At 61.9% G+C, this 26,577-nt stretch carries 19 protein-coding genes and 1 pseudogene; 6 read left to right on the top strand and 14 right to left on the bottom strand.

Going from position 1 to position 26,577, the window contains the following annotated elements:
* Positions 1 to 97 precede the first annotated feature (97 nt).
* From B5525_RS19505 to B5525_RS19475, 7 genes and pseudogenes are all read right to left on the bottom strand, one after another.
* Positions 98 to 1,093, bottom strand: a complete 996-nt coding sequence (locus B5525_RS19505) for an ABC transporter ATP-binding protein (protein WP_079567458.1) — start codon at positions 1,091 to 1,093, stop codon at positions 98 to 100.
* Positions 1,090 to 2,079 carry an ABC transporter ATP-binding protein gene (locus tag B5525_RS19500; protein WP_079567457.1) on the bottom strand — a complete coding sequence of 330 codons (990 nt, stop codon included), beginning with the start codon at positions 2,077 to 2,079 and terminating at the stop codon, positions 1,090 to 1,092. Before B5525_RS19500 ends, B5525_RS19505 begins: the two co-directional genes overlap by 4 nt.
* Positions 2,080 to 3,003: an ABC transporter permease gene (locus tag B5525_RS19495; RefSeq protein ID WP_079567456.1), complete on the bottom strand. Its 924-nt coding sequence runs from the start codon at positions 3,001 to 3,003 to the stop codon at positions 2,080 to 2,082.
* Positions 3,000 to 3,940, bottom strand: a pseudogene (locus B5525_RS19490) (ABC transporter permease). The gene B5525_RS19495 and the pseudogene B5525_RS19490 overlap by 4 nt, the downstream one beginning before the upstream one ends.
* Positions 3,941 to 3,957: 17 nt before the next feature.
* Positions 3,958 to 5,562 (bottom strand): ABC transporter substrate-binding protein, encoded by a 1,605-nt coding sequence (locus B5525_RS19485; protein WP_079567455.1) that lies wholly within the window; start codon positions 5,560 to 5,562, stop codon positions 3,958 to 3,960.
* Between the two features lie 236 nt (positions 5,563 to 5,798).
* A complete protein-coding gene (locus tag B5525_RS19480) occupies positions 5,799 to 6,968 on the bottom strand; it encodes an amidohydrolase/deacetylase family metallohydrolase (protein WP_079567454.1) in 1,170 nt (389 codons plus the stop codon).
* A gap of 92 nt (positions 6,969 to 7,060) precedes the next feature.
* Complete coding sequence (locus B5525_RS19475; protein ID WP_079567453.1) at positions 7,061 to 7,993, bottom strand: N-carbamoyl-D-amino-acid hydrolase; 933 nt, start codon at positions 7,991 to 7,993, stop codon at positions 7,061 to 7,063.
* Between the two features lie 467 nt (positions 7,994 to 8,460).
* Between B5525_RS19475 and B5525_RS19470 the strand changes: the two genes are divergently transcribed.
* The gene (locus B5525_RS19470) at positions 8,461 to 9,579 is read left to right on the top strand and encodes a serine hydrolase domain-containing protein (protein ID WP_197687937.1); all 1,119 of its coding nucleotides are present in this window, start codon (positions 8,461 to 8,463) and stop codon (positions 9,577 to 9,579) included.
* A 129-nt stretch (positions 9,580 to 9,708) separates the two neighbouring features.
* Entirely contained in the window at positions 9,709 to 11,235 is a 1,527-nt protein-coding gene (locus B5525_RS19465) for an ABC transporter substrate-binding protein (RefSeq protein ID WP_079567452.1), read from the top strand.
* A gap of 63 nt (positions 11,236 to 11,298) precedes the next feature.
* Here B5525_RS19465 and B5525_RS19460 read toward each other — a convergent pair whose 3' ends face one another.
* The 4 genes from B5525_RS19460 to B5525_RS19445 are packed head-to-tail and all read right to left on the bottom strand — an operon-like array spanning position 11,299 to position 15,045.
* Positions 11,299 to 12,252, bottom strand: a complete 954-nt coding sequence (locus B5525_RS19460) for an ABC transporter ATP-binding protein (RefSeq protein WP_079573566.1) — start codon at positions 12,250 to 12,252, stop codon at positions 11,299 to 11,301.
* Positions 12,249 to 13,244, bottom strand: a complete 996-nt coding sequence (locus B5525_RS19455; protein ID WP_079567451.1) for an ABC transporter ATP-binding protein — start codon at positions 13,242 to 13,244, stop codon at positions 12,249 to 12,251. Before B5525_RS19455 ends, B5525_RS19460 begins: the two co-directional genes overlap by 4 nt.
* Positions 13,241 to 14,134 (bottom strand): ABC transporter permease, encoded by an 894-nt coding sequence (locus tag B5525_RS19450; protein ID WP_079567450.1) that lies wholly within the window; start codon positions 14,132 to 14,134, stop codon positions 13,241 to 13,243. The genes B5525_RS19455 and B5525_RS19450 overlap by 4 nt, the downstream gene beginning before the upstream one ends.
* Positions 14,131 to 15,045, bottom strand: coding sequence for an ABC transporter permease (locus B5525_RS19445; RefSeq protein WP_079567449.1), 915 nt, complete (start codon positions 15,043 to 15,045; stop codon positions 14,131 to 14,133). Before B5525_RS19445 ends, B5525_RS19450 begins: the two co-directional genes overlap by 4 nt.
* A gap of 770 nt (positions 15,046 to 15,815) precedes the next feature.
* Between B5525_RS19445 and B5525_RS19440 the strand changes: the two genes are divergently transcribed.
* On the top strand, positions 15,816 to 17,144 hold the full coding sequence (locus B5525_RS19440) for an MFS family transporter (RefSeq protein ID WP_197687936.1): 1,329 nt from the start codon (positions 15,816 to 15,818) through the stop codon (positions 17,142 to 17,144).
* Between the two features lie 486 nt (positions 17,145 to 17,630).
* Here the strand turns inward: B5525_RS19440 and B5525_RS19435 are convergent, their stop codons facing one another.
* The gene (locus tag B5525_RS19435) at positions 17,631 to 17,900 is read right to left on the bottom strand and encodes a DUF2312 domain-containing protein (RefSeq protein WP_079567448.1); all 270 of its coding nucleotides are present in this window, start codon (positions 17,898 to 17,900) and stop codon (positions 17,631 to 17,633) included.
* A 521-nt stretch (positions 17,901 to 18,421) separates the two neighbouring features.
* Between B5525_RS19435 and B5525_RS19430 the strand changes: the two genes are divergently transcribed.
* Positions 18,422 to 19,045, top strand: a complete 624-nt coding sequence (locus B5525_RS19430) for a tyrosine-type recombinase/integrase (RefSeq protein WP_079567447.1) — start codon at positions 18,422 to 18,424, stop codon at positions 19,043 to 19,045.
* A 294-nt stretch (positions 19,046 to 19,339) separates the two neighbouring features.
* On the opposite strand, the gene B5525_RS19425 is transcribed toward B5525_RS19430, so the two are convergent.
* Together B5525_RS19425 and B5525_RS19420 are read right to left on the bottom strand one after the other, a co-directional pair.
* Positions 19,340 to 20,674, bottom strand: coding sequence for an ATP-binding protein (locus tag B5525_RS19425; protein ID WP_154073313.1), 1,335 nt, complete (start codon positions 20,672 to 20,674; stop codon positions 19,340 to 19,342).
* A gap of 3 nt (positions 20,675 to 20,677) precedes the next feature.
* The gene (locus B5525_RS19420; protein ID WP_079567445.1) at positions 20,678 to 21,334 is read right to left on the bottom strand and encodes a response regulator; all 657 of its coding nucleotides are present in this window, start codon (positions 21,332 to 21,334) and stop codon (positions 20,678 to 20,680) included.
* Between the two features lie 233 nt (positions 21,335 to 21,567).
* Between B5525_RS19420 and B5525_RS19415 the strand changes: the two genes are divergently transcribed.
* Positions 21,568 to 22,815: an efflux RND transporter periplasmic adaptor subunit gene (locus B5525_RS19415; protein ID WP_172899929.1), complete on the top strand. Its 1,248-nt coding sequence runs from the start codon at positions 21,568 to 21,570 to the stop codon at positions 22,813 to 22,815.
* Between the two features lie 13 nt (positions 22,816 to 22,828).
* Positions 22,829 to 25,936 carry an efflux RND transporter permease subunit gene (locus tag B5525_RS19410; RefSeq protein ID WP_079567443.1) on the top strand — a complete coding sequence of 1,036 codons (3,108 nt, stop codon included), beginning with the start codon at positions 22,829 to 22,831 and terminating at the stop codon, positions 25,934 to 25,936.
* The last annotated feature ends 641 nt before the right edge of the window (positions 25,937 to 26,577 follow it).

The following is a 26,577-nucleotide window of genomic DNA, read 5'->3' as shown; positions in this document are numbered from 1 at the left end:
GTGACCGCGGTTGGCCGTAATCCGCATGAGTCTGAAGGGCGAGGCGATCAAGGCCCTGCATCTTGTCGCTCCCCGGTACTGCGGCGCCTGACGCGAATCACCGAACGGGCCCCGGCTTTTCGGGCACCGCTTCGAGATGACACGCCACCCACTGACCGTCTCCGGTCGATCGAAGCTCCGGTTCCTCGGTCCGGCAGCGATCGAACACGTATGGACAGCGGGTGTGGAAGCGGCATCCGCTTGGTGGATTGATCGGGCTCGGCACGTCGCCCTTGAGGATGATCGGGTTGCGGATGGCTCCGGGCTTCGGCACCGGCACGGCCGAGAGCAGAGCCTTGGTGTAGGGATGCCTCGGCGCGGTGAAGATTTGCTGCCTTCCCGCCATCTCAACGATCTTGCCGAGATACATGACCGCGACACGGTGCGTCATGTGCTCGACGATCGCCAAATCGTGGCTGATGAAGAGCAGCGCGAGGCCGAACTGCTGCTGCAGGTCCTGCAGCAGGTTGACGATCTGCGCCTTGACCGAGACGTCGAGCGCCGAAACCGCCTCGTCGCAGACGATCAGTTCGGGTTCCACCGCCAGTGCCCGGGCAATGCAAATGCGCTGGCGCTGACCGCCCGAGAATTCGTGAGGCCGGCGGTTCAGCGCGTCGCGTGGCAGGCGCACGGTGCCCATCAGTGCCGTGACCTTGGCTTCGAGTTCGGCGGAAGTTTTTGCGAGGCCGAAATTGCGGATCGGCTCGGCCAGGATGTCGCGCACGCGCATCCGCGGATTGAGGCTTGAGAACGGATCCTGGAATACCACCTGCACGCGGCGGCGCATGCTGCGCAAGCTTCCGGGTGGAAGATCGTCGATCCGCTGGCCGTCCAGCACCAACTGGCCGGCGGTGACGTCGAACAGTCGCAGGATGGCGCGACCGACCGTCGACTTGCCGCAGCCGGACTCGCCGACGAGAGACAGGGTCTCGCCACGCGCGAGCTCGAAGGACACCCCGTCCACGGCATAGACAAAGGCCTTGCGGCTGAACATGCCCCCGCGGACCGGAAAATGCTTCTTGAGGTCGTTGACCTGGAGCAGCGGGGCACTCATGCCGCGACCACCGCTTTCGACGCGTAATGGCAAGCGGCGATGTGGCGGGGCGCCTTCTCTTCGAGACCGGGCGCAACCGTACGGCAGAGATCGGTCACCAGCGGACACCGTCCGGCAAAGACGCAGCCCTCGATGCGCTGCTTCAGGCTCGGCACCTGGCCGGGAATTTCGGCGAGGCGCCTCGCCGCGCCTGATAGCGAGGAACCGAGCTTGGGCACCGCGCCGAGCAGCCCCTGCGTATAGGGATGACGGGGCGAGCGGAACAGTTCGGCCACCGGCGCCTCCTCGACCTTGCGGCCGGCATACATCACCATGACGCGCTCGGCGACTTCGGCGACCACCCCGAGATCGTGGGTGATCAGCACGATCGCCGCCCCGACGCGGCGCTTGAGATCCAGCATCAACTGCAGGATCTGCGCCTGGATCGTGACGTCGAGCGCCGTGGTCGGCTCGTCGGCGATCAGAAGTTTCGGGTTGCAGGCGAGTGCCATCGCGATCATCACGCGCTGGCGCATGCCGCCGGAGAGTTGATGCGGATATTCGCGCACGCGCCGCGCCGGCTCCGGGATGCCGACCAGGGTCAGCATCTCGATGGCGCGCGCCTCTGCGGCCTGTTTGTCCAGTGCCTGATGCATCCGCAGCGTCTCGCCGATCTGGCGGCCGACGGTCAGCACCGGATTGAGGCTCGTCATCGGCTCCTGGAAAATCATCGAAATGTCGTTACCGCGGATGGCGCGCATCTCGCGTTCGGAGAGTTGCAGTAGATCCCTCCCCTGGAAACGGACGGAGCCCGCGATCTTGCCCGGGGGCTCGGGGATGAGCCGCAGGAGCGACATCGCGGTGACCGACTTGCCGCAGCCGGATTCACCGACGATGGCCAGCGTCTCGCCCTCGTCGACATGGAACGAGACGCCGTCGACCGCGCGGTTGATGCCCTCGGGGGTACGGAAATGGGTCTGCAGGTTCTCGACTTCGAGCAATGCCATCTAAAGGCTCTTGGCCATTCGCGGATCGAGCGCATCACGCAGGCCGTCGCCGAGCAGGTTGACGGCGAGCACGGTGACCGACAGGAACGCGGCGGGAAAGAACACGATGTATGGCTTTACCTGCCATAGCGCCCTGCCTTCGGCCATGATGTTGCCCCAGGACGGAATGGTGGGCGGCGTGCCGGCGCCGATGAAGGAGAGGATAGATTCCACAATCATGGCGCTGGCGCAGATATAGGTTGCCTGGACCAGCATCGGCGCCATGGTGTTGGGGAGAATGTGGCGCAGGATGATCATCGGCGTTCGCGTGCCGGAAGCCACGGCAGAGTCAACATAAGGCTGCTCGCGCAGCGACAGTACGACGCTGCGCACGAGACGCGTCACGCGCGGGATTTCAGCGATCGTGATCGCCAGGACGACGTTGCCGACGCTGCCCCGTGTCAGCGCCATCAGGGCGACGGCGAGCAGGATCGGCGGTATCGACATCAGCCCATCGATGAACCGCATGATGACGCCGTCGGCCCAGCGCACGAAGCCCGAGACGAGGCCGATGGCGAGACCGGCGAGCGTGGCCAGTGTCGCCACCGAAAGGCCGACGGTGAGCGAGACCCGTGCTCCGTAGAGCACGCGTGAGTAGATGTCGCGGCCCAGCATATCGCTGCCGAACCAAAAGTCCGCGGATGGCGCGCGCGTGCGCTTGGCGGGCGCCAGCGCGGTCGGATCGACGGTCCCGAGATAAGGCGCGAAGATCGCGACCAGCACCAGGCAGAGCAGCAATGCGCCGCCGATCGCAACCGTCGGATGATTGCGCAGGAAGCCGAGGACACCGCGCCGGATTTTAGCCGGCAGCAGCAGATCCGGCAGTTGCGGCGCAATCGCAAGGCCCGGCGGTATCGATGCAGTGCTGATGGTCGAGATACTCAATAGCGGATCCTCGGGTCGACCAGGGTGTAGGTGACGTCGACCAACAGATTAACCAGCACATAGACGAAGCTGAATAACAACACGATGCCCTGGATGACCGGATAGTCGCGGCGCAGGATCGCGTCGATGGTCAATCGGCCAAGGCCGGGGATCGCGAACACGCTTTCGGTCACCACCGCGCCGCCGATCAAGAGGGCGACACCGATACCGATCACGGTCACGATCGGAACGGCTGCGTTTTTCAACGCATGAACGAACAGGATGCGGCGCTGGTCCAGGCCCTTGGCGCGTGCGGTGCGGATATAGTCCTGCTGCAGCACCTCGAGCATCGACGCACGGGTAATGCGCGCGATCAGCGCGATGTACACACTGCCGAGCGTGATGGCCGGCAGGATCAAGTTCTGCAGCCACGGCCACAAGCCCCGGGCCAGCGGCGTGTAGCCCTGCACCGGCAGCCACTCGAACTGCAGCGCGAACACATAGGCAAGCACGTATCCTCCACAAAGACCGGAAGCGAGAACGCGAACACGGCAAAGGCCATGATGCTGCGGTCGACCCAGCTTCCCGCCTTCCACGCCGCCACCACGCCGAGCGGCACGGCAATCAGAATGGTCAGCACCAGGGTAATCGCCATCAGCGACAGCGTCGGCTCGATACGCTGCGCGATCAGCGAGGCGACCGGCAGGTTGGTGAAAATCGAGGTGCCGAGATCGCCGTGCAGGATACCCCAGAGCCAGGCCCCAAACTGGACCAAAAACGGCCGGTCGAGGCCGAGGCCTTGCCGAATCCGCTCAACGTCGGCGGGGCTTGCCTGATCGCCGGCGATCACCGCCGCCGGATCGCCCGGCGTGATGTAGAGCAGGCTGAAGACGAACATCGCGACAATCCCCATGACGGGCAAGGTCGAGAGAATACGCCGCAGGATATACGAGAGCATGTGGAATTACCGCGCCGTCATGCGGTCTTCGACACGCCCCAGAAGAACGGCAGCGGTCCCTTCACGATACCGGAGACGTTGTTGCGCCACGCCGTGTAGCCCAGGAAGAAGCCGGTCGGCGCATAAACCACGTCTTCGAGTGCCGCCTTGTTGAGGCGGGCGATCGCTGCCTTTTCCTCATCGAGATTCTTGGCGTCGAACCACGATGCAATCTCCTTTTCCGAGGCCGGGCTGTCGGGCCAGCCAAACCACGCCTTGTCGCCATTGGCGCGAATGGCGCTGTAGCCCGCTGGGCTGAGGCAGTCGGCGCCGGCGTGCCAGGTGTGAAACATGTTCCAGCCACCCTGGCCCGGCGGTGTCTTCTGGGCGCGGCGCGAACCGACCGTGCCCCAATCGGTGGCGACGAAGTCGACATTCATACCCAACTGTTTCAGCAGATCCGCGGTGACGTCGCCCTGCGCCTTGGTGATCGGTTGATCCTGCGCCACCAAGCAGGTGACCGGCTGGCCCGCATAGCCGCTCTCGGCCAACAACTTCTTGGCCCCCACCAGATCGCGCTTGCCTTTCAGTATCTCGCCGCCTGCCTCGGTGTAGAGTGGCGTATCCGGCGTGAAGAAACCGGGCAGCGGCTTCCACAGCGAGGTATCGTCCCCGACCAGCGCACGCATGTAATCTTCCTGGCTTAGTGCCATCAGCACGGCACGTCGCGCCTTCACATTGTTGAAGGGCGGAAAAAGGTGATTCATCCGGAACGAACCAACATTGCCGAGTGCGTCGCCGATGTCGACGCTGACATTGCGGTTCTTCTTGAGCAGCGGCACCAGATCGGGGATCGGCGACTCCCACCAATCAACCTCGCCGTTCTGCAGCGCGGCCGCTGCCGTCGCCGGATCCGGGATCACCACCCATTCGATGCGGTCGACCTGCATCTGCTTGCCGCCGGCGAGCCAGGACGCCTTCTCCTGCCGCGGCTTGTAATCGGCAAATTTTTCGAACACCGCCTTGGCGCCGGGCACCCACTCGCTCTTCGCGAACTTCATCGGGCCCGAGCCGACATAGTCGCCGATCTGCTTGAACGGGTCGGTCTGGGCCAGACGCTCCGGCATGATGAAGGCGCAGGGCGCATTGTTCTTGCCCAGCGCCAGCAGCATTTTGGGATAAGGCGCCTTCAGCGACCACTTGAAGGTCTTGTCGTCGACCGCGGTTAGTTCGTTCTGGATCGCCTTGATCATCAAGCCCATGGTATCGCGCGCCGACCAGCGCGTCAGGCTCGCCACCACATCTTTGCTCAGCACCGGCTCGCCGTCGTGGAACTTCAAGCCCGGCCGGAGCCGAAAGGTCCAGACCAGGCCGTCATCGGACACCTCCTCGAACTCGACCATTTGGCGCTGCGGCTGCAGCGTTGCGTCGAGGCCGTAAAGGGTGTCCCACACCAGGGCTGCGGCGTTGCGCACGACATACTGGGTTCCCCAGATCGGATCGAAATTGGCGAGATTGGCCTGGGGCACAAAGCGCAGGGTGCGCGCCGAAGCACCTTGCGAAAGGGCCGGCATCGAAAACCCGCCCGTCGCCGCCAGGCTCCCTACCCCGGCTAATCCTTTCAACACAGTCCTGCGATCCATGGAGCTCTCCCGGTCTCGAGTTGCTCCCGCGGTTCTCCCCATTATCTTCGGCCGAGGGTTCGGCGCCAAATGAGGTGATGCGGGCCAGTTAGATCGATGGCGATCTGCCTGTTTTGCTTGCAATCGGTATGCCAGCGGAGCCCACTTGTGCCGCCGTTATTACCGGGTCGGTCACCAGGGAGAATGCATTTTGGCGTGATCACATTTCCGAGCGATCACATCGATTTAGGGCCCGCTTAGCCCGCGAGCTGCTTGAATTTCGACGCCTCTTGCGGGTGCCACCAGCGGCCGCCAATGACGACGCCTTCGGAAGCGATCTTGCGGTCACCGATCAGGTGCTCGCCGACGACGTCGACATAGTCGAACTGGCCTTGCTTGATCGCAATCAGGGTGGCGTCGCCGACGCTCCCCGGCTTGAGGCTGCCGAGTTCGGGACGCCGCATCGCCATCGCCGCATTAACCGTCGACGCCGCGACCACGTCCGGCAGCGGCATCCCCATGCACAGGAACTTTGACATGGTGGTCACCTGATCGAAGGCTGGGCCGTCGATGCACAGCGCATGGACGTCGGAAGAGATGGTGTCCGGATAGAAGCCGTTGGCAAGCATTGCGCGTGCGGTCTTGAAGGCGAACGAACCCTTGCCGTGGCCGATGTCGAACAATACGCCGCGTTCGCGCGCCTCCAGCACCACCCGTTTCACGGTGCCCTGGGCGGTGGCGGCCGTGTTGGGAAACGGCCGGAAGGCGTGGGTCAGAACGTCGCCCGGACGCAGGCGCGCCAGCACGTCCTCGTAGCTCGGCGGCGGATGATCGATATGCGCCATCAGCGGCATGCCGACCTGTTCGGCGACCTCAAGCGCGATTTCGAGCGGCACGATCCCCGAGGTGCCCGACGAGTGCAGGCCGACGCGCACCTTGATGCCGACAATCAGGTCGCGGTTCTGCTCGGCCACCGTGACGGCGTCGATCGGATTCATCAGCCGGATCTCCTCGCTCTCGCCGACCATGATCCGGTGCGAGAAGCCGAAAATGCCGGCGTGCGAGACATGCAGATAGGCGAGAATGCGGACCTGGCTCGGCTCGATCACATGCTTGCGGAAGCCCGCAAAGTTGCCCGGGCCGGCGCTGCCGGTGTCGACCGCGGTGGTGACGCCGGAGGTGCGACAAAATTCTTCGGCGTCGATGCCGAGCGAGGTGCCGCCCCAATAGACATGGGTGTGCAGATCGATCAGGCCCGGGGTGACAATGTACCCCGACACGTCACGCACATCGGATCCGGGATCGGCCTTGAGCTCCTTTCCGACCATCGCCACTTTGCCGCCGGCGAAGGCAACGTCCGTCACGGCGTCAAGCTTCTGGGAAGGATCGATTACGCGGCCGCCGCGCAGGATTGAATCGAAGGGCATCGTAGTCTCCTGAAATTATAGTGAAGGAAGCCGTTGGACGCGACCCGCCAATTCTCGGGTGCGGGTGGATCGCGGAAGCAGATCCCGGACAGCTAGGTTTCCGGCGGCGGCACCGCGCCGGTGCGGCTGCTGATCAAGCCGTAATGCTCGATACGGCGGTGCTCGGCGAAATTGAAAATCGTGTTCTTGCCGAACCGGGTGGCGTCGAGATCGCAGGGATGAACCAGCAGCTCGTCCGCCTCGGTGCTGGCCTCAACGACGATCTCGCCGTCGGGATTGACGATCAGGCTGCCACCGAACAGGGGGTGGCCGTCCTCGACACCGGCCTTTGCAACGCCGACGACCCAGGTCGAATTCTGGTAGGCCCCGGCCTGCAGCGAGAGCCGATTGTGGAACATCCGCTTCTCCAGCGCTTCCACGCGCTTCTCGGGATTGGCCGAGGGCGTGTTGTAACCGATCAAAACCATCTCGACGCCTTGCAGCCCCATCACGCGATAGGTCTCCGGCCAGCGCCGGTCGTTGCAGATCGCCATGCCGATAATGCCGCCGAGCGTACGCCAGACATTGAAGCCGAGATCGCCGGGCTCGAAGTAACGCTTCTCCAGATGCTGGAAGGCGCGTTCGGTATCGAATTCCGAATGACCCGGCAGATGAACCTTGCGGTATTTTCCGACAATCTTGCCGGATTTATCGGTGAGGATACTGGTGTTGAAATGGTGCCCGTCCGGCGTCAGTTCGGCATAGCCAAAGTTCATGGCGATCTGGTGGTGCGCGGCGCGCTCAAAAAGCGGCTTGGTGGCCGCATTCGGCATCTCGCGTTCGAACCAGGCATCGACCTCGGCCTGATTCTCCATGTACCAGCGCGGAAAGAACGTGGTGAGTGCGAGCTCCGGATAGACGATCAGATCGGCGCCCTTCGACCTGGCTTCATCCATCAGCGCGATCATGCGCTTGACGACGGCTTGGCGGCTGTCGGCTTTCTGGATCGGGCCCAACTGGGCGGCAGCAACATTGATGACGCGCATTGAAAGCTTCCTAAGATTTTTGTGGCCACGTCGCAAGAAATGAACCAGCTTGCGGACAGGCGGATTTCGGAGTCATTTCCTGCTCGATCAGCAGTTAGAGTTTTGCCTCACACGAAGTCAACGACCGCTTTGCGCGCTGGATAACGGCGACGTGACCTGAGGACAGGCCTGCCTGCGCGGGATAATCCTTACTTTCCGGCCCTCGTCAGCTTAGTCGAACGGGCCACCGGTCTTGTGCGCGCGAAGGCCTGTGCGCTCCATCGGACGGTAGGCAATTGCAGTGGGATAGTGTAGGCGGTCAGGACAGACATCGGCGGGCATCTTGCGGAATCCGTCGAAGCCGAAGGTCAGCCGGCAGCCACGCTCCTGAAGAATCCTAATTGAAGGAAAGTCATGACTTCTCGTTCCAGCCTGTATGGACCAGCCGATCAACCTGACCACAACGCGGCCTATTACCCCGATGCAACGTGGCAGCACAGGACGCCTTCAGAATCGGGCGTCTCCTGAAGCAGGCGATCGATTTTGCGGTCGCCGGGGAGACGAAGGCACCCCGCGATCTCGTGATGAACCATTATCAAACCTTCGGCCGCGAACCATTCGGCTACGCGATCGGGCCCATCAGGGAACGCGGTGATCCAACTGGAATCATTATTCACAAGGGCTTCATCGTCGCTGAATGGGGAGAGCCGCTTCGTGTAGACATGACTCATAGCGTGACCAAGAGCCTGCTTTCCAGCGTCGTCGGAATTGCCGTCGAGCGCGGCATGATCAGAAGCGTCGATGACGCCGTAAGGGAATATGTCGCACCGATACAGCTCTACGCCCCGCCCTCGACCACCAACAAATCGGATCGGCTCACCACGCCCGATCTGCTGTTCCCCTTTGAATCGCCGCACAACCGCACGATCACCTGGGACAATCTGTTGCGGCAGACCAGCGATTGGGAAGGCACACTGTGGGGCAAGCCGGACTGGGCAGACCGGCCCGACGAGAATCCGGCGCAATGGACCACGCGGCCGCGCAACACACCGGGCACCGTGTATAAATACAACGACGTCCGCACCAATGTCCTGGCGCTCGCCGCCCTCAATGTCTGGCGACGCCCGCTGCCGCAGGTGCTGAAGGAAACCATCATGGACCCGATCGGCGCCTCCAGCAGCTGGCGCTGGTTCGGCTACGAGAATTCCTGGGTGGTGCTGGACGGCAGCCTGATGCAGTCGGTGACCGGCGGCGGCCACTGGGGCGGCGGCATGTATATCAATGCCTACGACATGGCCCGCTTCGGTTATCTCAGCTTGCGTCGCGGCAAATGGAATGACCGTCAACTGCTCTCGGAGCAATGGATCGATCAGGCCCGCACGCCGACCAGGCCGGAGCCGATCTACGGCTATATGAACTGGTTTCTCAACACCGACGGCAAGCGCTGGCCAAGTGCCCCGGCCACCGCCTTTGCCCATAGCGGCAACGGCACCAACCTGGTCTATGTCGATCAGGAGCACGATCTCGTGGCCGTGGTTCGCTGGATCGATGGTGAGGCGATTGACGGTTTCCTGAAACGGTTGCTCGCGGCCATCGATCACGGATAGGTTGGCGCGTCAGCGGCCCGCAACCAGTGCGTTGGCATGCGGGTTGCTTCTATTTCCGGTGCCGTATGTTTGCGGCGCGATGTGTTTCCGATGTCATCTAAAGCGTCGGAATTGAAAAGGACCAAATAAATGCGAACCGATACCTGGCGCCGCGGCGCATTCCTGGCCGCCTTCATGACACAGGCAATGACGGCCCCGGCGCTTGCGCAAAAATCGGCTGACACGCTGCGCGTCACCTGGCGCGATGCCATTCCCGATGTCGACCCTTATTATAATTCGCAACGCACCGGCATGGTCGTGGCCTTCCACGCTTTCGATTGTCTGGTGTATCGCGATCCCGTCACCATGGATATGAAGCCTGCTTTAGCCACGTCGTGGAAGCAGGTCGACGCCACCACCATCGACTTCACCCTGCGCGAGGGCGTCACGTTCCAGAACGGCGACCCGTTTACCGCCGATGACGTAGTGTACACTATCAACGACATCATCCACGACAAACAGGTGGCCATCCCCGCCTATTACACCTCCTACGCCGGCGCGGAAAAGATCGACGACTTTCACGTCCGCCTCAAGCTGACCGGCGTGTCTCCGGCCGTGATGGAATATTTGGCGATGGTCACGCCGATCTGGCCGAAAGCCTATCGCGAGAAGATCGGTGCCGATGCCTACGCCCGTGCCCCTATCGGCACCGGCCCCTACAAGATCACCAAGGTTGACGGCACCACCGAGATCGATATGGAGCGGTATGACGGCTACTACGCCGGCAGCCCCAAGGGCCGGCCTGCCATCCGCTACATCAAGATCCACGAAGTACCCGACGCCACCACCGAGCTGACCGAGCTGCTCGGCGGAAAAGCCGACTGGATCTGGGGCTATAATGCCGATCAGTTCGCGAATATCGCCCGGATGCCGAATCTGGAGGCGGTACGGTTCGGCACCATGCGGGTGCATTTCATGACCGTCGACGGCGCCGGCCGTTCAGGCGCCGACAATCCGCTGACCAAGCTGAAGGTGCGGCAGGCGATCATCTCGGCCATCGACCGCGGCACCATGGCCAAGCAGCTGATCCAGGGCGATTCGAAGGTCATCGACACGCCGTGTTTCCCGACCCAGTTCGGCTGTGACGTAGCGGCGGCCGTGAAATATCCCTACGACCCGGCCAAGGCCAAGCAGCTTCTGACCGAGGCCGGTTATCCCAACGGCTTCGATACCGAGCTCGTGTCCTATGCCACACCGCAGGTCGGCGCTGCCGTGCAGAACTATCTCAAGGCCGTCGGCATCAACATGCGGATCCAGCAGCTCCAGATCGGCGCCGCCATCCAGCTCGCGGAAGCGGGCAAAGCTCCATTGTATTCGGGGAGTTGGGGCAGCAATTCCGTCAACGATACCTCGGCGTTCATGCCCTATTGGCTCGGCGGCGGATTGAACGACTACGCGCGCGATGCCGATGTGCAAAAGCTCTTGAAACAGGCCGGGGGCAGCATCGATCCGGAAGAGCGCCGCAAGGCCTTCGGCGAGGCAATCCATCTCGCCACCGAACGCGTCGATTTCGTGCCGCTTTTCAGCGACGTCCGCTACGTCGCGTTTTCAAAGCAGTTGAGTTTCCAGGGCTTCCCGGACGATGTGCCGCGCTTCTATTTGTCGACCTGGAAGTAGGTTACTGGCGCGATCTCGACAGCCGGCGCGGCCGCATCAAATCTGGATGCGGTGGCGCTTGCCTTATGCCGGAACCGCCAGCAGACACTCGACCAGGCGGCCATCCTTGCGAATGTTGTCGGGCATCGTTGCCGCGCATTTCGCCAGGGCGCTCGGGCAACGCGGGTGGAAACGACAACCCGGCGGGATGTTGGTGGGATCCGGATAGGCGTCGCCGAGACCGACATCGGGAATCCCCAGCGCCGGATCCGGTGTCAGGACCGAGGCCAGCAGCGCCTTTGTGTAGGGGTGCGTGGGGGTGCGGAACAGCTCCCGCACCGGCGCCTGCTCGACGATCCGGCCGAGATACATCACCGCCACTTCGGTCGCAATGTGTTCCACCACCGCCAAATTGTGGCTGATGAAAAGATAGGTCAGTCCAAGCTCGCCGCGCAATTCCGCCAGCAGATTGAGAATCTGCGCCTGCACCGACACATCGAGCGCGCTGGTGGGCTCGTCGCACACCACAATGCGCGGATGCAGCACCAGCGCCCGCGCGATGGCCACGCGCTGCCGCTGTCCGCCGGAGAGCTGGCCAGGCATGCGCTCGGCCATCTCGCTGGAAATTCCAACGCGCGCCAGCATCTCCATGACGCGATCGGCTTGCCGCGCCTTGGGCTGATCGCCCTGGGCGGCCAGTGGCAGCCCGACGATATCTCGAATGCGCTGGCGCGGGTTGAGCGAGGAGTACGGGTCCTGGAACACGGGCTGGATCATTCGGGCGCGTTCGCGTCGATCCATGCCATTGAGGCTGCGTCCATCTACCAGAACTTCGCCAGAAGTTGGCGGCAGCAGGCCCATGATGAGACGGGCAAGCGTTGACTTGCCGCAGCCGGACTCGCCCACCACACCCAGCACATCGCCCGCCGGGAGCGAGAAGGTCACTCCGTCCACCGCGCGCACCGGGCGACGGGTACCCATACCGCCGCGCTGCTGGAATTCGCGGTACACATTCCGAATTTCGATCGCATAGGTCATGCCGCGGCAGCCCGCTTCCAATCCGGCGGCAGCCGGCAGAGATAGCGATGATCGCCGCCGGCGTCGCGCAGCGGCACAGTTTCGGCACATTCCGGCATGGCCCAGGCACAGCGGTCACGAAACCCGCAACCGACGAAGCCCGGCGGTATGCGCGGCACCACGCCCGGAATGCTGCCAAGGGGCTCGCCCGTCCGCGTCTTGCCGGGCACGGGAATGCAGTCCAACAGCCCGCGCGTGTAGGGGTGCTTGGGTGCTGCGAACACCTCGGCCACCGTGCCGGTTTCGACCACCTCGCCGGCGTACATCACCGAGACACGCTGCGCCATGCGCGCCACCACACCGAGATCATGCGTGATCAACAGCAATGCCAGCCCCAGCTCCTGCTGCAGCTTCTGCAGCAGCCGCAGGATCTGCGCCTGCACCGTCACATCGAGGGCCGTTGTGGGCTCGTCGGCGATCAAGAGCTCCGGATCGCACATCAGCGCCATGGCGATCATCATCCGCTGTCGCAGGCCGCCCGAGAGTTGATGGGGATACTGGCCGAGGCGCATCCCGGGCGCGGTGATGCCTACGCGCGCCAGCAACTCGGCCGCCCGGTCCATGGCCTGCCGTCGCGTGGCCCGCCGATGGCGTTCGAACACCTCGGACATTTGCGACCCGATCGTGTAGGCAGGGTTCAGGCTCGTCATCGGTTCCTGGAAGATCATCGCAATCTTGTCGCCACGCAGCCGTGCAATCTGGCGCTCCGACAGACCCAGCAGATCCTGTCCGTGAAAGCGGATGTGATCGGCGGTGCGGGTGGCCCCACGCGGCAACAGGTTCATCACCGACAGCGCCGAGATGGATTTGCCGCAACCGGACTCGCCGACCATGCAATGGGTTTCGCCGCGCGCCACCGCCAGTGATACGCCGCGCACCGCTTCGGTTCGCCCGCCGAACGACACGCGCAGATTGGCGACGCTGAGGACTGGGTCCGGTATCAAGGATGTCATTGCCGCAGATCCGCGCCCAGCATGTCGCGCAGCCCGTCACCCAGCAGGTTGATTCCGAGCACCAGGACGAACAGCGCGACCCCCGGGGTCATGATCACCCATGGACTGAAGAACATGTATTCCTTGGCCTCGGCGATCATCAGCCCCCAACTCGGCAACGGCGGCGGCACGCCAAGGCCGAGAAATGACAAGGCCGCTTCAAGCAGGATCGCCAGTGCCATTTCCAGCGTTGCCACCACCACCAAATGATTGGCAATGTTGGGAAGCACCTCGCGCAACAGAAGATGGATGCGCGATGCACCGGCCGCCTGGGCGGCGGCGATGTAATCGAGGTTGCGCACCTGCATCGCGGTGGTGCGCGCCACCACGGCGAAGCGGTCCCATAGCAACAGCCCGAGCGTGAGAATCACCACCGCAAGCGAACTGCCAACCAGCGCCACCACCGTCAACGCCACCAGGATCAGCGGGATCGACAGGCGGCAGGTGGTCAGGAACATCACGACGTCGTCGGTGCGCCCGCCATAGAACCCGCCGATGATTCCCAGCGTGATGCCAATGACACCGGATGTGATAACGGTCAGCACGCCGATCAGCATGGAAATGCGCGTGCCGTAGATCAGGCGCGACAGGTAATCGCGGCCGATCTGATCCGTGCCCAATAGATGCGTCGGCTGGCTGCCTTCCATCCACACCGGAGGAATGAGGCGCTGGTTGAGATCCTGAGCGAATGGATCATGCGGCACCAGATAGGGTGCGAAAATCGCGACCAGCACTGCGGTCCCGATGATCACGGCGCCGAGCAGCGTGGCGAGGTGACGAAAGGCGGGTAACCGCCGGCGGGCCGGCAGATGTTGTTTGATTACCTCTGGTGCAATCACACTGTCACTCATCCACGCAACCTCGGATCGAGCAGCGCATTCATCATGTCCGCCAGCAAGGTCAGGGCTATGTAGATGACGGCCAAAAACAGCACGACGGCCTGGACCACCGGAAAATCATCCTTGGTGATCGATTCCCAGGCCAGATAGCCGACGCCCGGCAGCGCGAAGACAGACTCGATCACCACGGATCCTCCCAACATAAAGCCGAGCTGCACCGCCGCGATGGAGACCACCGGCATCGCCGCATTGCGCAGGGCGTGTTTGAGGATGATCTTCGCTTGGCTCAGTCCCTTCGCGCGCGCGGTGCGAATGTAATCCGCCGCCAGCGCGTCGATCATTCCCGAGCGGGTCAGGCGCATCAAGGCTGGGATTGCCGAAAAGGCCAGCACGACCCCCGGCATGATGTAGCCTTGCCATGTGTCCACGCCCGAAATCGGCAGCCATTGCAAGTCGACGCCCAGGAGGACGATCATGACCAGGCCAAACCAGAAACCCGGCATCGCCTGCCCGAGCAGGGCCACCATCATGATGCTTCGGTCCGTCGCCGTGCCCTCACGCACCGCCGCCAGAATGCCCAGCGGCAGCGCGACCAACAGCGCGATCGCAAGGCCGGTCAGGCCAAGCGTCAGAGTGACCGGTAATCGATCGCGGATAAGTCCCCAGACCGGGACATGGTAGAGGAAGGATCGGCCGAGATCGCCCTCGGCGGCGTGGCTGGCCCATTCGAGAAACTGCACCACCAAAGGGCGGTCGAGGCCATAATTCTTGGTAATGATTGCGACATCGGCCGCCGAAGCGTTCGGGCCTGCGATCGACGCGGCCAGATCGCCGGAAAGGCGTGTCAGGATGAAGCTGACGACCAGTACGGTCAGGCACACCAAGGCGGCCAGCCACAGTCTGCGGACGATAAACAAGACCATTACCGACAACTACGATAGCGAGCCGGTCACTGCAAGTTGAGATGTAGAACCATTGCAATGGCGACATCGAAATCTGCCGGTGTTTTCTACATATGCTCGCGACATGTTCGCCATATGCCGAAGCCTGCAGCACCGACCGCCGCTCCCACGGTGTATGGGCTAAAAGAGGTTCATGGCGTAGCTCGTTCGCAACCGGGGGTGGGACATGGCACAAGATAATGCCTGTCAGACGCTTGGTGGCCGGAAAAATCGGTTGCGCGGGCCGGTATGCAACTCCGTCGACGAGGCGAGGGTGCCGTGCTGTCACTTGGCTGGCGTCGTTGTCCTGGCGAACGGCTGCTTTGCGCGGTCACTGGGTAGCCACCGCTCCGGCTGGAACCGCTGACGTATTGGCGGCTGTGCAATCCGGCTTCCTCTTGAAGGTCTTGAAGACCGCTCGCGCCCGACGGGATTGCGTCTGCAGCTTGGGCTGACATGCTTGCTCCCTCTGTGCTTCGCACGAACGCGCCTTTCAGGGAGGCGCCCATCGCGCTGCAACAACGCGGCCGCTGCTTATTAGCTTCAAAGTGACGACGGATCGTATAACCTGTCAACGTCTCTCGTGGCCCGAACTCGATTGCCACGTGCTGTTTCAACCTAGCCGAAGCAGGCGAGAGACAGAACGCTGAAGCCGAAGCTGTCGAGGACCTAAAAGCCATTGCGGCGCAATTCGTTCTAGGTTCCTGGTCCAAAAAACGAGAAATAAACAATCTCAGCGGGGAGGCATACCGATGACCAGCGAGACGATGACCCTCGGCGCAGCGACGCTTCATGATCGCGCGGACCGCCGCCGACGAATTTGGGCTATTTTCGCGAGTTCGTCAGGGAACCTCGTCGAGTGGTTCGATTTCTATGCCTACGCCTTCACGGCGCTCTATTTCGCACCGGCGTTCTTTCCCAAGGGCAATCAAACCACGCAACTTTTGCAGACTGCGGCGGTGTTCGCGATCGGCTTTCTGATGCGGCCGGTGGGCGGCTATGTTTTCGGCTTCGTCGCCGACAAATATGGCCGAAAGAACTCAATGATGATCTCGGTGCTGATGATGTGCGCGGGGTCGCTCGCCATCGCCGTACTGCCGACCTATGAGACCATCGGAACGGCGGCACCTGTGTTGCTGCTGCTCGCACGCATGGTGCAGGGACTGTCGGTCGGCGGCGAGTACGGCACCAGCGCAACCTACATGAGCGAAGTAGCGCTGCCAGGTAAGCGCGGCTTTTACGCGTCGTTTCAATATGTCACGCTGATCGGCGGCCAGTTGCTCGCCTCACTGGTAGTCTTGATTGTTCAGCTGATGCTGTCCGACTCCGAACTGAGAGCTTGGGGATGGCGTATCTCGTTCTTTATTGGAGCTATCTTCGCGGTGGTCGCGTTGTTTCTGCGCACCACGCTCACCGAGACTTCTTCGGCCGAAACCCGTTCGCGCAAGGAAGCCGGCTCGTTGCGCGAAATTTTCAAACATCATACCCGGGCTTTCCTGATCGTTCTCGGCTTTACCGCCGGCGGCTCGCTGATCTTCTACACATTCACCACCTACATGCAGAAATATTTGATCAACACCGCGCATATGAACGATCGGACCGCCAATGCGGTGATGACCGCGGTACTGTGCACCTACATGGTCATGCAGCCGCCGTTCGGAGCGTTTTCAGATCGCCTCGGCCGTAAGACATCGATGCTGCTGTTCGGCGGACTGGCAACCGTTTTCACGGTGCCGCTCATGTACGCTCTCGCCGACGTCAAGAGCCCCTTCGCGGCGTATGCTTTGATCGTCCTGGCGCTCGCCATCGTGTCATTCTACACGTCAATCAGCGGACTGGTGAAAGCGGAAATGTTTCCGCCCGAAGTACGAGCGATGAGCGTCGGCCTTGCCTATGCGATCGCCAACGCGATCTTCGGCGGCTCCGCCGAATATGTGGCGCTGTTGTTCAAGGATAGCGGAACCGAGTCAAATTTCTACTGGTATGTGACCTTCATGTGCGCCATCGCTTTCGTCGCATCGATCATCATGCCAAATCCGAAACTGGAGGGCTATCTGCAAGGCTCTGGAACAGAAATCTAGCTGCTGTGCCTCCCGAAAGCTTCATTGCGTGCGGAAAGAAGCCTCCGACCTGGTCATGGCCTGCAAGGTCGCCCGAGAGCGGACTGTGACCGGCAGCTTGCCAGGTGGATGCTGGCGTCGAACGCACCAAACGCCGCGGGAATGTTTCTGTGGGCAATATTGTCTGTCTCCTTTTCCGGCATACCGCATGAAAATCAAACTACAAACCGGACATTGGAGCCACGGCGCCCTTTCGGATAATTGCCTCGCAATCCAGATCAACGACCGCTTTGCGCCAGAAGCGGCCGTTCACCCACGGTCCCCATTTTGTGGTCAGACAACAAAAGACAAAGGCCCACGCGGGAATTACACCGCGTGGCCTTCGAGACTGTTCCCTAGGCCCTCCCGAGCTTCCGTCTCGGGGCACATAGTGTGCGGGTGGAGGCGCCTGTCTCGGGGTGTGATGGAATTACCCACAGTTGCGGCGAACGAACCCGCCCTACCTCATCATGCAGCCTTGGCGACCTTCTCTGGCCCGGCCTGCTCCATGGCGCGCATATAGAGATCGAGCAGACCCTCGCGCTCGTCGCGCTCTTCCTGGTCCTGCTTTCGAAGTTTGACGATCTCTTTGAGGATCTTCACGTCAAACCCTTCCCCTTTAGCCTCCGCAAACACTTCCTTCTTTTGTTCGTTCAACTCCAACAATTCGGTGTCCAGATTTTCGATCCGTTCAACGAAAGCGCGAATTTTGCCGCCGGGAATGGTGACGTCAGACATAGTGCCTCCCTGATTGATGGAAGCACAAAATGCCCGCAAAAAAATAACTAATGTGTTAACCCAAAAAACCAAAGCGAAAGGTGATTAACGGCGGACCCGGCGGCAGCATGGAAAACCGCTCCGAATCGGAGCCCCATTTAGATCAGTGACCCCAATGTATTCTTCAGTTTTCAACGCAGTAGCTCGACTCCACGGCGTGGTGCACCAGTATCCCCACTCGATGCCCCACTTGCACATTTCGTCACGGTTTGTCCGCAATCGGGGTAATCGAGCGTGAATTCTCCAAGGGTTGAACAAGCAAGTGGCACGAGCAAAGGCTCATAAATGAAAGGTCGTCAACGATAGACCGAGGACCGTTTTTGAATTCATCGCGGACTCAAGTGCGCCATCGAAATGTCCGCTTGGCGCCAGAAGTGGCCAATCGGAAATGGCATTTGGATGAGATCACGCCGCATTTTTGTAGCTACGATCCGTCGCTCACCATAGAACGCCGTGGAGGGCGGGATGGTGGAGAAAGCGTCATGCTTACTGTTGTCGACAAAGACCGGCCACGACCTTGGAATAAGGGATTGCTCGTCGGTCAAAAGAAACCGCTCCAACCCCAACACGTTTGGTCCATTCGCGTTCGCCTAGAGATCTCGCGTAAATGGCGCGACCTTGCACTCTTCAACTTAGCAATCGACAGCAAACTTCGCGCCTGCGATTTAGTCAAGCTTCGTTTGGATGAAGTCTGTTTAGGCGCCAAGGTGCGGGATCGAGCAACGATCGTTCAAAAGAAGACGGGCCGACCAGTCCAATTCGAAATTACAGAGCAGACAAGGGTCTCTGTTGAAGCCTGGCTAAGAACGGTCAGGACAACTGGCTGTCGATACTTATTCCCAAGTCGACTTCATGCGCGCCCTCACCTATCCACACGACAATACGGTCGGCTCGTGCATCGCTGGGTCGACAGCATTGGCTTGGAATCGGTCTCTTACGGCACGCATTCGATGCGACGCACCAAGGTTACCCAGATCTATCGCAAAACCGGCAACCTCCGTGCGGTTCAGCTCCTTCTCGGCCACACGAAGTTGGAGAGCACCGTTCGATATCTTGGGATTGAGGTGGACGACGCTCTAAACATCGCCGAGCAGATCGAACTCTAGCCGCTGACGCGAGCGTTAGCTGGTGGTCTCTTGCGCGCCAGAGGCGGCCAAGCAGGAATGGCATTGGGTGGGATCACGGCGCATTTTGTGGCTACGATCCGTCGCTCGCTATGGAGTGCGCGGAGGACGGGATGGCGGAGAATCCGTCATGCTTATCCTGCTCAGTTGCCCGAGCGCTCCGAGGGAGCGCTGCCTTCAGGATCAACCGGAACACAGGCGCATTTCAACCACGTCGCTCGACAACTGACGAGCGCCCGGCAAACGCTCAGGTCCTGAAGATGTGATCCGAATTATTCAATTCGGTTCAGGGAAGACCAGGCGCGCCTCAAAGCCGCTGCCACGGCCCATGACAGGGGAAATGAGGGTCAGGCTGCCACCAATCTGCTTCATGACGCTATCAACAATGGCAAGCCCGAGACCGCCGCCGGCGCCGACCGATGATCCGCGAACGAAAGGTTTCTTCAGACCTTCGAGAGTCTCGGACGAAATGATGGCGCCGCCATTGAGCAGCCGAATTTGTCGGCCGCGCTCGATAACGATCTCGATCGGCTCGTCGGGCGCACCATAACGGACAGCATTTTCGATCAGGTTGCGGAGCGTGATGCCGAGAATGTCCAATTCCCCCAGCACGATGAATTCGTCCCGGCATTCCGCGTTGACGACCAGTCTGTCTCCCACGTCCTCGCGTCGGCGAAACTCATCGACTAGCACTTGTAGGACAGTCAATATATCGACGGGATCCTGCTGCATCCCGACTCCTGCGCCAGTCCGCGATAGTTGCAGCAGCTTCTCGGCAAGACTGCTTAGCCCTTTTATTTGGTTGACGACACGCGCTGCACGTTCTGCGTGCTGCGTGCCGGCAAGCTGTGCCGAGAGCAATTGCATCTGCGCCCGCACGGCAGCGATTGGCGTCCGCAACTCGTGGGCGCTGTTCGCGGCGAACTGGCGTTCCGCCGCCAGCGCACGCCCCAGCCGCTCCAGCAGCCGGTTGACTGCTGCAAGGATTGGAGCGAGTTCGGTCGGCAGGCCCATATCGGGGATCAGCGACAGATTGGAGCCGTCGCGATGACCGATCTCCCAGCGCAACCGGTCCAAAGAGCTCATGCTCCGAAACACCGCCCAGCGGATCAAAAACCAGGACAACGGCAAGAAAAGCAGCAGCGGTCCGACCGTGAGCCCGACGGCCCGCCATAGCGCCTCGGAGCGATGCGCTGCTGGCTCGGCGACCTCAACAAAATACCCGTCAGCAGCCGCAGGCTGAGCATAGACCCGGTACCGCGGGATGTCGTGAAAGCCAGTCTGGCGCGGGACCTGAAACGGTGTCTCTGGCGCATTGTCAGAGCGCATGACGATTTCGCCGGTCGGACCGATGATCTGATAGGCCAGAGCCTTCGGATCCGTCGTCGCGACCAGTTGCCGAACCATCTGCTGCATGGCCTGCGGCTGCTGCACGACATCGTATGTCGCGGGCAGCAGCCGCTGAGCCACTTCCTCTATCGCATTATCGAGCCTTTCATTGATCTCGAATACCGTGAGCATGCCTGCCGTGACGCTGCCCAGCAGCCACAGTCCCGCCATCGACGAGCACAACAGCCAAATCAACCGCGAAACCAGACTCCTGCCTGCCACGTCTTAGTCTCCCAGGCGATAACCGAGACCGCGTATCGTGCGGATGAAATCCCGCCCGAGTTTGCGGCGAATGCGGCTGACATAAACTTCGATGGTGTTGCTCTCGATTTCCTCCCCGAACGCATACAGCGCATCCTCGATTTGCTCTTTCGACACCGTCGATTGCCGTCGTCGCCCCAGCACTCCAATCACGGCCCACTCCCGCGCGCTTAGTTCGATCGGTCGCCCGTCCAGCCGCGCCACCTTCGATTCCCACTCCAGCTCCACCGGACCGACCTGAACGACCGGCACTGCTTTGCCGAAATACCGGCGGCTGACGGCCTCCAAACGTGCATTCACTTCGTCGAGGTCGAAAGGTTTGACGATGTAATCGTCGGCGCCGGCCTTAAGCCCCTCGATCCGGTCACTGACCAAATCGCGCGCGGTGAGGATGACGACCGGCAGCACATCACCGCGGCGGCGAAGTTTGCGCAGGAAATCCAGGCCGCGCCCATCGGGCAGGTGCAGATCAAGCAGCAGCGCGTCGTAAGATACCGTGCGCACCGCGTGCTCCGCCGGCTCTAGCCTTTCGAACCAGTCGACCGCATGTCCTGCCGCGCGAACATGCTCCTGCACAGCCGATCCGAGATGTGGTTCGTCTTCAATTAGCAAGACTCGCATGGGCCCGCTCGTCGTCATGAGGGTTAATTGCAGGAGAAAGCTGACGCCAGCCTGAACGTCAAGCAGATAGCCTTCAGGCCGGCGTCAGAAAAGCCCGCTAACGATGCCGGCCAACGATATTTCGTCGGAGCGGGAAGATGATTCATACAAGCCTATCACGCACAGCTCACGTATTCGCGATCCATTGGTCGGAGTCCGACAATCGGTCCCTCCTTCCTGGGAGGCTACCGATTGTGAAGCGCTTGCTGCTCAGTGTCGCGACGGTCGCTATCGCCGTAGCCGCGGGATTTGCGGCGGGCCGTTCGTTGCCGTCCGCCTCGATCGCCGTGCCCGTGAGCGCCCCTTCGGCAGTTGCCGCCGTTCCGGAGTTGCCCGCCACAATTACTCTCTCCGAGCCGAAGCTGGCGAACCTGCAATTGCAGATTGGGCAGGCGAAGGCCGGGCCGCTGGTGCGCGCCGTGTCCGCGACAGGTAGCGTCGGATACGATCAGCTCCACCTTGCCCGCATCAAGCCTACGGCGCGCGGCCGGATCGAGACAGTCGATGTAACCGCCGGCGATCGGGTCGTTGCAGGTCAACGTCTTGCGGTGCTCGACAATTTCGACCTCAGTGCCGCCCATAGCAGGGTTCTGAGCGCCGAGGCGGCGCTCAGTCAGGCAAAAGCGCAACTCGCAGCGGCTAGTGCTGCTTATGACCGCGCGGCAAACCTTATTCGCAGCGACCTGGTGACCCAGGCCGAGCTCGAAGCCCGGCGCGCCACCGTGGCCACCATGGAAGCCGATCTCCGCACCAAGGAAGCGCAGTTGCGGCAGTACCACGAAGAAGAGGCCCGGCTATTGCCCGTGCGCCCTGCCGCTGCTGACTCCGGCTCGTCAAGCGATCAGCCGCCGGCGGTTTCCCGCGGCGCCATCGTCGCGCCATTTGCAGGGGTCGTTGATTCGGTCGCTGTCGCAACCGGAGAGATCGTGGATCCGGCGACGCCGATCTTCACCGTATCCGACCTTTCGACCGTTTGGGTTCAGGCCGACGTGGCGGAGAAGGATCTCGGCTTGGTCAAGGTCGGGGACGCCGTGGAAGTGAGAGTGAACGCCTTTCCAGGGCGCGTTTTTACCGGTCATGTCACCTACATTCCCGACGCGATCGAGCCGACCACCGGAATGGCCAAAATACGGTGCGAGGTGCCAAATCCGGACGACGCGCTGCGCGTGAACATGTTCGCGACCGTCACGATTCTCTCACCGCAGGGAGACGACGGTGTCACGGTGCCGAGCGAAAGCCTGCAGGAAGTCAATGGGCAGAGTGTCGTGTTCATCCCGACGGCGGACCGCCGGTTCGCCTGGCGCGCGGTCCATACGGGCCTGATCGCGAACGGAAAGACGCAAATCACGAGCGGACTCGCGGCTGGGACGCCGGTCGTCGGCCAAGGCAGCTATTGGCTGAAGGCGACCCTGATGCAATCCACCATTCCGGACCAAGGCTAAGGGTGAGATCGCCATGATCAACAGAATTGTCGATGCCGCCCTTGGCAACCGCATGGTCGTGCTCATGCTCATCGCCGCGCTTGTCGCCGCCGGTCTTTTGAGCATGCAGCGCCTGCCGTTTGACGCCGACCCGGACATCTCGCCGCTTCAGGTGCTGGTCACCACCCAAGCGGCAGGGCTCGCCCCCCTGGACGTGGAGCGTTCGATCACCACGCCGATCGAGCTCGCGCTGCAGGGCCTGCCGGGCATGACGAGCTACCGCTCGATTTCTCGCTACGGGCTTTCCGTCATCTATGTGAAGTTCGCTGACGGCGGCGACATCCTGACCGACCGCACGCTTGTAGCGCAGCGGCTGAGCCAGGCAGCGCTGCCCGCAGAAGCAGGGGCGCCCAGGCTCGGCCCGCTCTCCGACGGCCTCTCCGAGATCTACCAGTTCAGGGTCGAGGGCAAGAACTACTCGCTCATGCAGTTGCGCTCGATCCTGGATTGGCAGGTCGCGCCGCAGCTCAAGCTGGTCCCGGGCGTCACTGAGGTCAATGTCAACGGCGGCGAACTCAAGACCTACGAGGTCCGTGTCTCCCAGAGCGCGTTGACGCGCTTTGGAATGTCGATCGAGGACATCTACAACGCGGTGGCGCAGAACAACCGCGCTACCGGCGGTGCGACGATCGCTCGCAACGGCGAGCAGGCTGTCATCCGCGGCGAAGGACTGCTGGAATCGATCGGCGATATTGGCAATATCGTCCTGCGCACGGCAGCCGGCGGTTCGCCACTGTACGTCAAGAACGTCGCCGAGGTGGTGGAGGCGCCGATGCCGCGGCTCGGCGCGGTTACCAACCAAGGCAACGGCCAAGCGGTGGTGGGCGTCGCACTCATGACGCTGGGCGAGAACACGCGCGTGGTCGCGCAGCGGCTCGGTACCGCCGTCGAACAGATCAACAAAACGCTGCCGCCCGGTGTCAGCATCGTTCCCTACTACAATCGCGCCGATCTGATCGACCGCGTTCTGGAGACCGTGGCCCACAACCTGGCTGAGGGCGCCTTCCTGGTCATCGCCGTCCTGTTGTTGCTGCTGGGCAATTTCCGCGCCGCCATCATCGTGGCGCTGGCGATTCCGCTTTCGATGCTGGCCGCCATCACCGCGATGTATTTCACCGGACTGTCGGGCAACCTGATGAGCCTCGGCGCCATCGATTTTGGCCTCCTGGTCGACGGGGCGGTGGTGATGATCGAGAACATCGTGCGTCGCCGCGCCGAGGCGCCTTCCCTCCCCGCGGCGCAGGTGGTGCGCGAGGCCGCGCACGATGTGGCGCGACCGGTCGCCTTTGCGGTCGCGATCATCACGTTGATCTATCTGCCGATCCTCAGCCTGCAGGGCGTCGAGGGCAAGATGTTCCGCCCAATGGCGCTGACGGTAATGTTCGCGCTGGTCGCATCGCTCGTGCTGACGCTCACGCTCATGCCGGTGCTCGCTTCATTCTTCCTTCGCAGGCCGGTCGCCGAACGGGACAGCCGCATCATCGGAGTCGCCCGCCGCGGTTATGCGCCCGTGCTCGCGAGGACGATGCGCCATCCCGCCATCACGATCTTGGTAGCGACGATGATGCTGGGCAGCGCGCTCGCGATCGGCTCAAACCTCGGCGCGGAGTTCCTGCCTCGCCTGGAGGAAGGTGCGCTAACCGTCACCACGACCAAAGTGCCCGGCATCTCGCTCGAATCCGCCATCGCCACACAGACCATGGTGGAGAAGACGCTGAAGAAATTCCCCGAGGTCCAGACCGTCGTCACGCTTGGCGGCAGCTCGGAGATCCCGACCGACCCCATGGGAGTCGAGCAAAGCGACACCTTCATCATTCTCAAGCCGAAGTCGGAATGGCAGACCGCGCAGACCGAGGCCGGGCTGATCGAAGCCTACAAGCAGGCTCTGGATGAAAGCGTGCCCGGAATTACCCAGAGCTGGGCGCAGCCGATCGAGATGCGGATGGACGACCTGCTGCAGGGCGTGATGGCGGACCTTGCCATCGTCATCCACGGGACCGATACGGCGACACTCCGCGACCTTGGCGACCATGTGGCGCGCGTGGTGTCGAGCGTTCCTGGCGCCGCCGACGTGCAGGCCAAGCAAACCGTCGGCCAGCCTTATCTGCGCGTCGTCGTCAATCGCGATGCCATCGCCCGTCACGGATTCAACGCGACCCAGGTGCTTGACCTTGTCGAAGCGCTCGGCGGACGCACGGTGGGCACCATGAAGGACGGGGAAGAGCGGTACAACATCCGCGTCCGGTTGGCGCCGCAGGACCGTGACAGCATCGCCCGTATCCGGGCGCTGCGTGTGAGCAACGGCGCCGGCCTTTCGGTTGCGCTTAGCGATCTGGCCGACGTCAGCTGGGAGCCTGGTCCTGCCCAGATCGAACGCGAGCAGGGCAAACGCATCATCAAGGTGCAGGCTAACGTGCGCGCGCGGCCGCTCGCAGGCTTCGTGGCAGACGCACAACAGGCGGTTGCAGCTCAGGTCCATCTGCCGCCGGGTTATACGATCTCCTGGGGTGGGAGTTTCCAGAATCTGCAGGAGGGCATGGCGCGGCTGTCGACCGTCGTGCCGGTGGCGCTCGCAGTCATCTTCCTGCTGCTCCATCTGATGTTCGGCAGCGCGCGGCTCGCGACGCTGATCTTCTTCAATGTACCGTTCGCAGCCGTCGGCGGGATCTTCGCCCTGGCGCTACGAGGCATGCCATTCAGCATCTCGGCCGCGGTCGGCTTCATCGCCTTGTTCGGCATTGCCATTCTGAATGGCGTCGTGATGGTGAGCTACATGGAGGAACGGCGCAAGGAAGGACTCGCCGCCGTCGCAGCGGCTTGGCAAGCTGCGATGACGCGGCTGCGCCCGGTGCTGATGACGGCGACCGTTGCCAGCCTCGGCTTCCTTCCAATGGCGCTTTCGACGAACTCCGGCGCCGAAGTGCAGCGCCCGCTTGCGACCGTTGTCATCGGAGGACTGATCAGCGCGACCTTGCTCACGTTGCTGGTGCTCCCTGCCCTCTATCCGTGGTTCTCCCATGTGCGCCGCTCCGTTCGCGCGGCCGCACGCGATCCCTCCTACGCGCCGCATCCAGCAGAGTGATGATGTCGAGGCACGTGACACGCAAACGCAGAAATGCCGCCAGCCTACGGCCGCTTTGCGCCAAGAGCGGTCCTTCCTTGATAATCATCGTCTACATTTGAAATATTTCGGACTTGCGGCCAAGGAATCGAGCCACCCTCGATGATGGAAACGAATCGAGCGACGACTTCCCTTGTAGCGGAACACTGGCATCGCGGAGTTCACCGATCCCTATTGGCAAACTTTCTTTCTCGATGCGTTCCGAGAATTCAGGGATGGCAAGGAAGATAGTGACCGTAATTCCATCGACCTTGGACTTAATCCTGATCACGCTGCAACGGCACGCTATTCGGCGACCAGGTTGCAGGGTCCAACATTACGGACCAATAGATGAATAACAACATTATGCCGTCCTCCACTCGAGATTGGCCTTGGTCGTCAGCGCGAGAAAGAAGGGCCGCCTACATTGCCGCAAGCGGCCCAAGTCTAGGGAGGAAACGCCCCAGGAGGGCAGCGATAGCGGGAGAGCTACCGCACGCCCTATCTAAACCGATCGCGATCAGCGGCTCAATTGAACGAGGGTAAACGTAGGGCATCCAAAGGGGTCACGAGCCGATACGAAGGTTCATGGCTCTCGCCCCAATCGGGTTCATGGAGTTGCA

Origin of the sequence: Bradyrhizobium erythrophlei (assembly GCF_900129505.1) — a bacterium.
GTDB lineage: Bacteria > Pseudomonadota > Alphaproteobacteria > Rhizobiales > Xanthobacteraceae > Bradyrhizobium > Bradyrhizobium erythrophlei_D.
The sequence above is the reverse complement of the archived record's forward strand: the minus strand, read 5'-3'. Positions and strand labels throughout refer to the sequence as shown.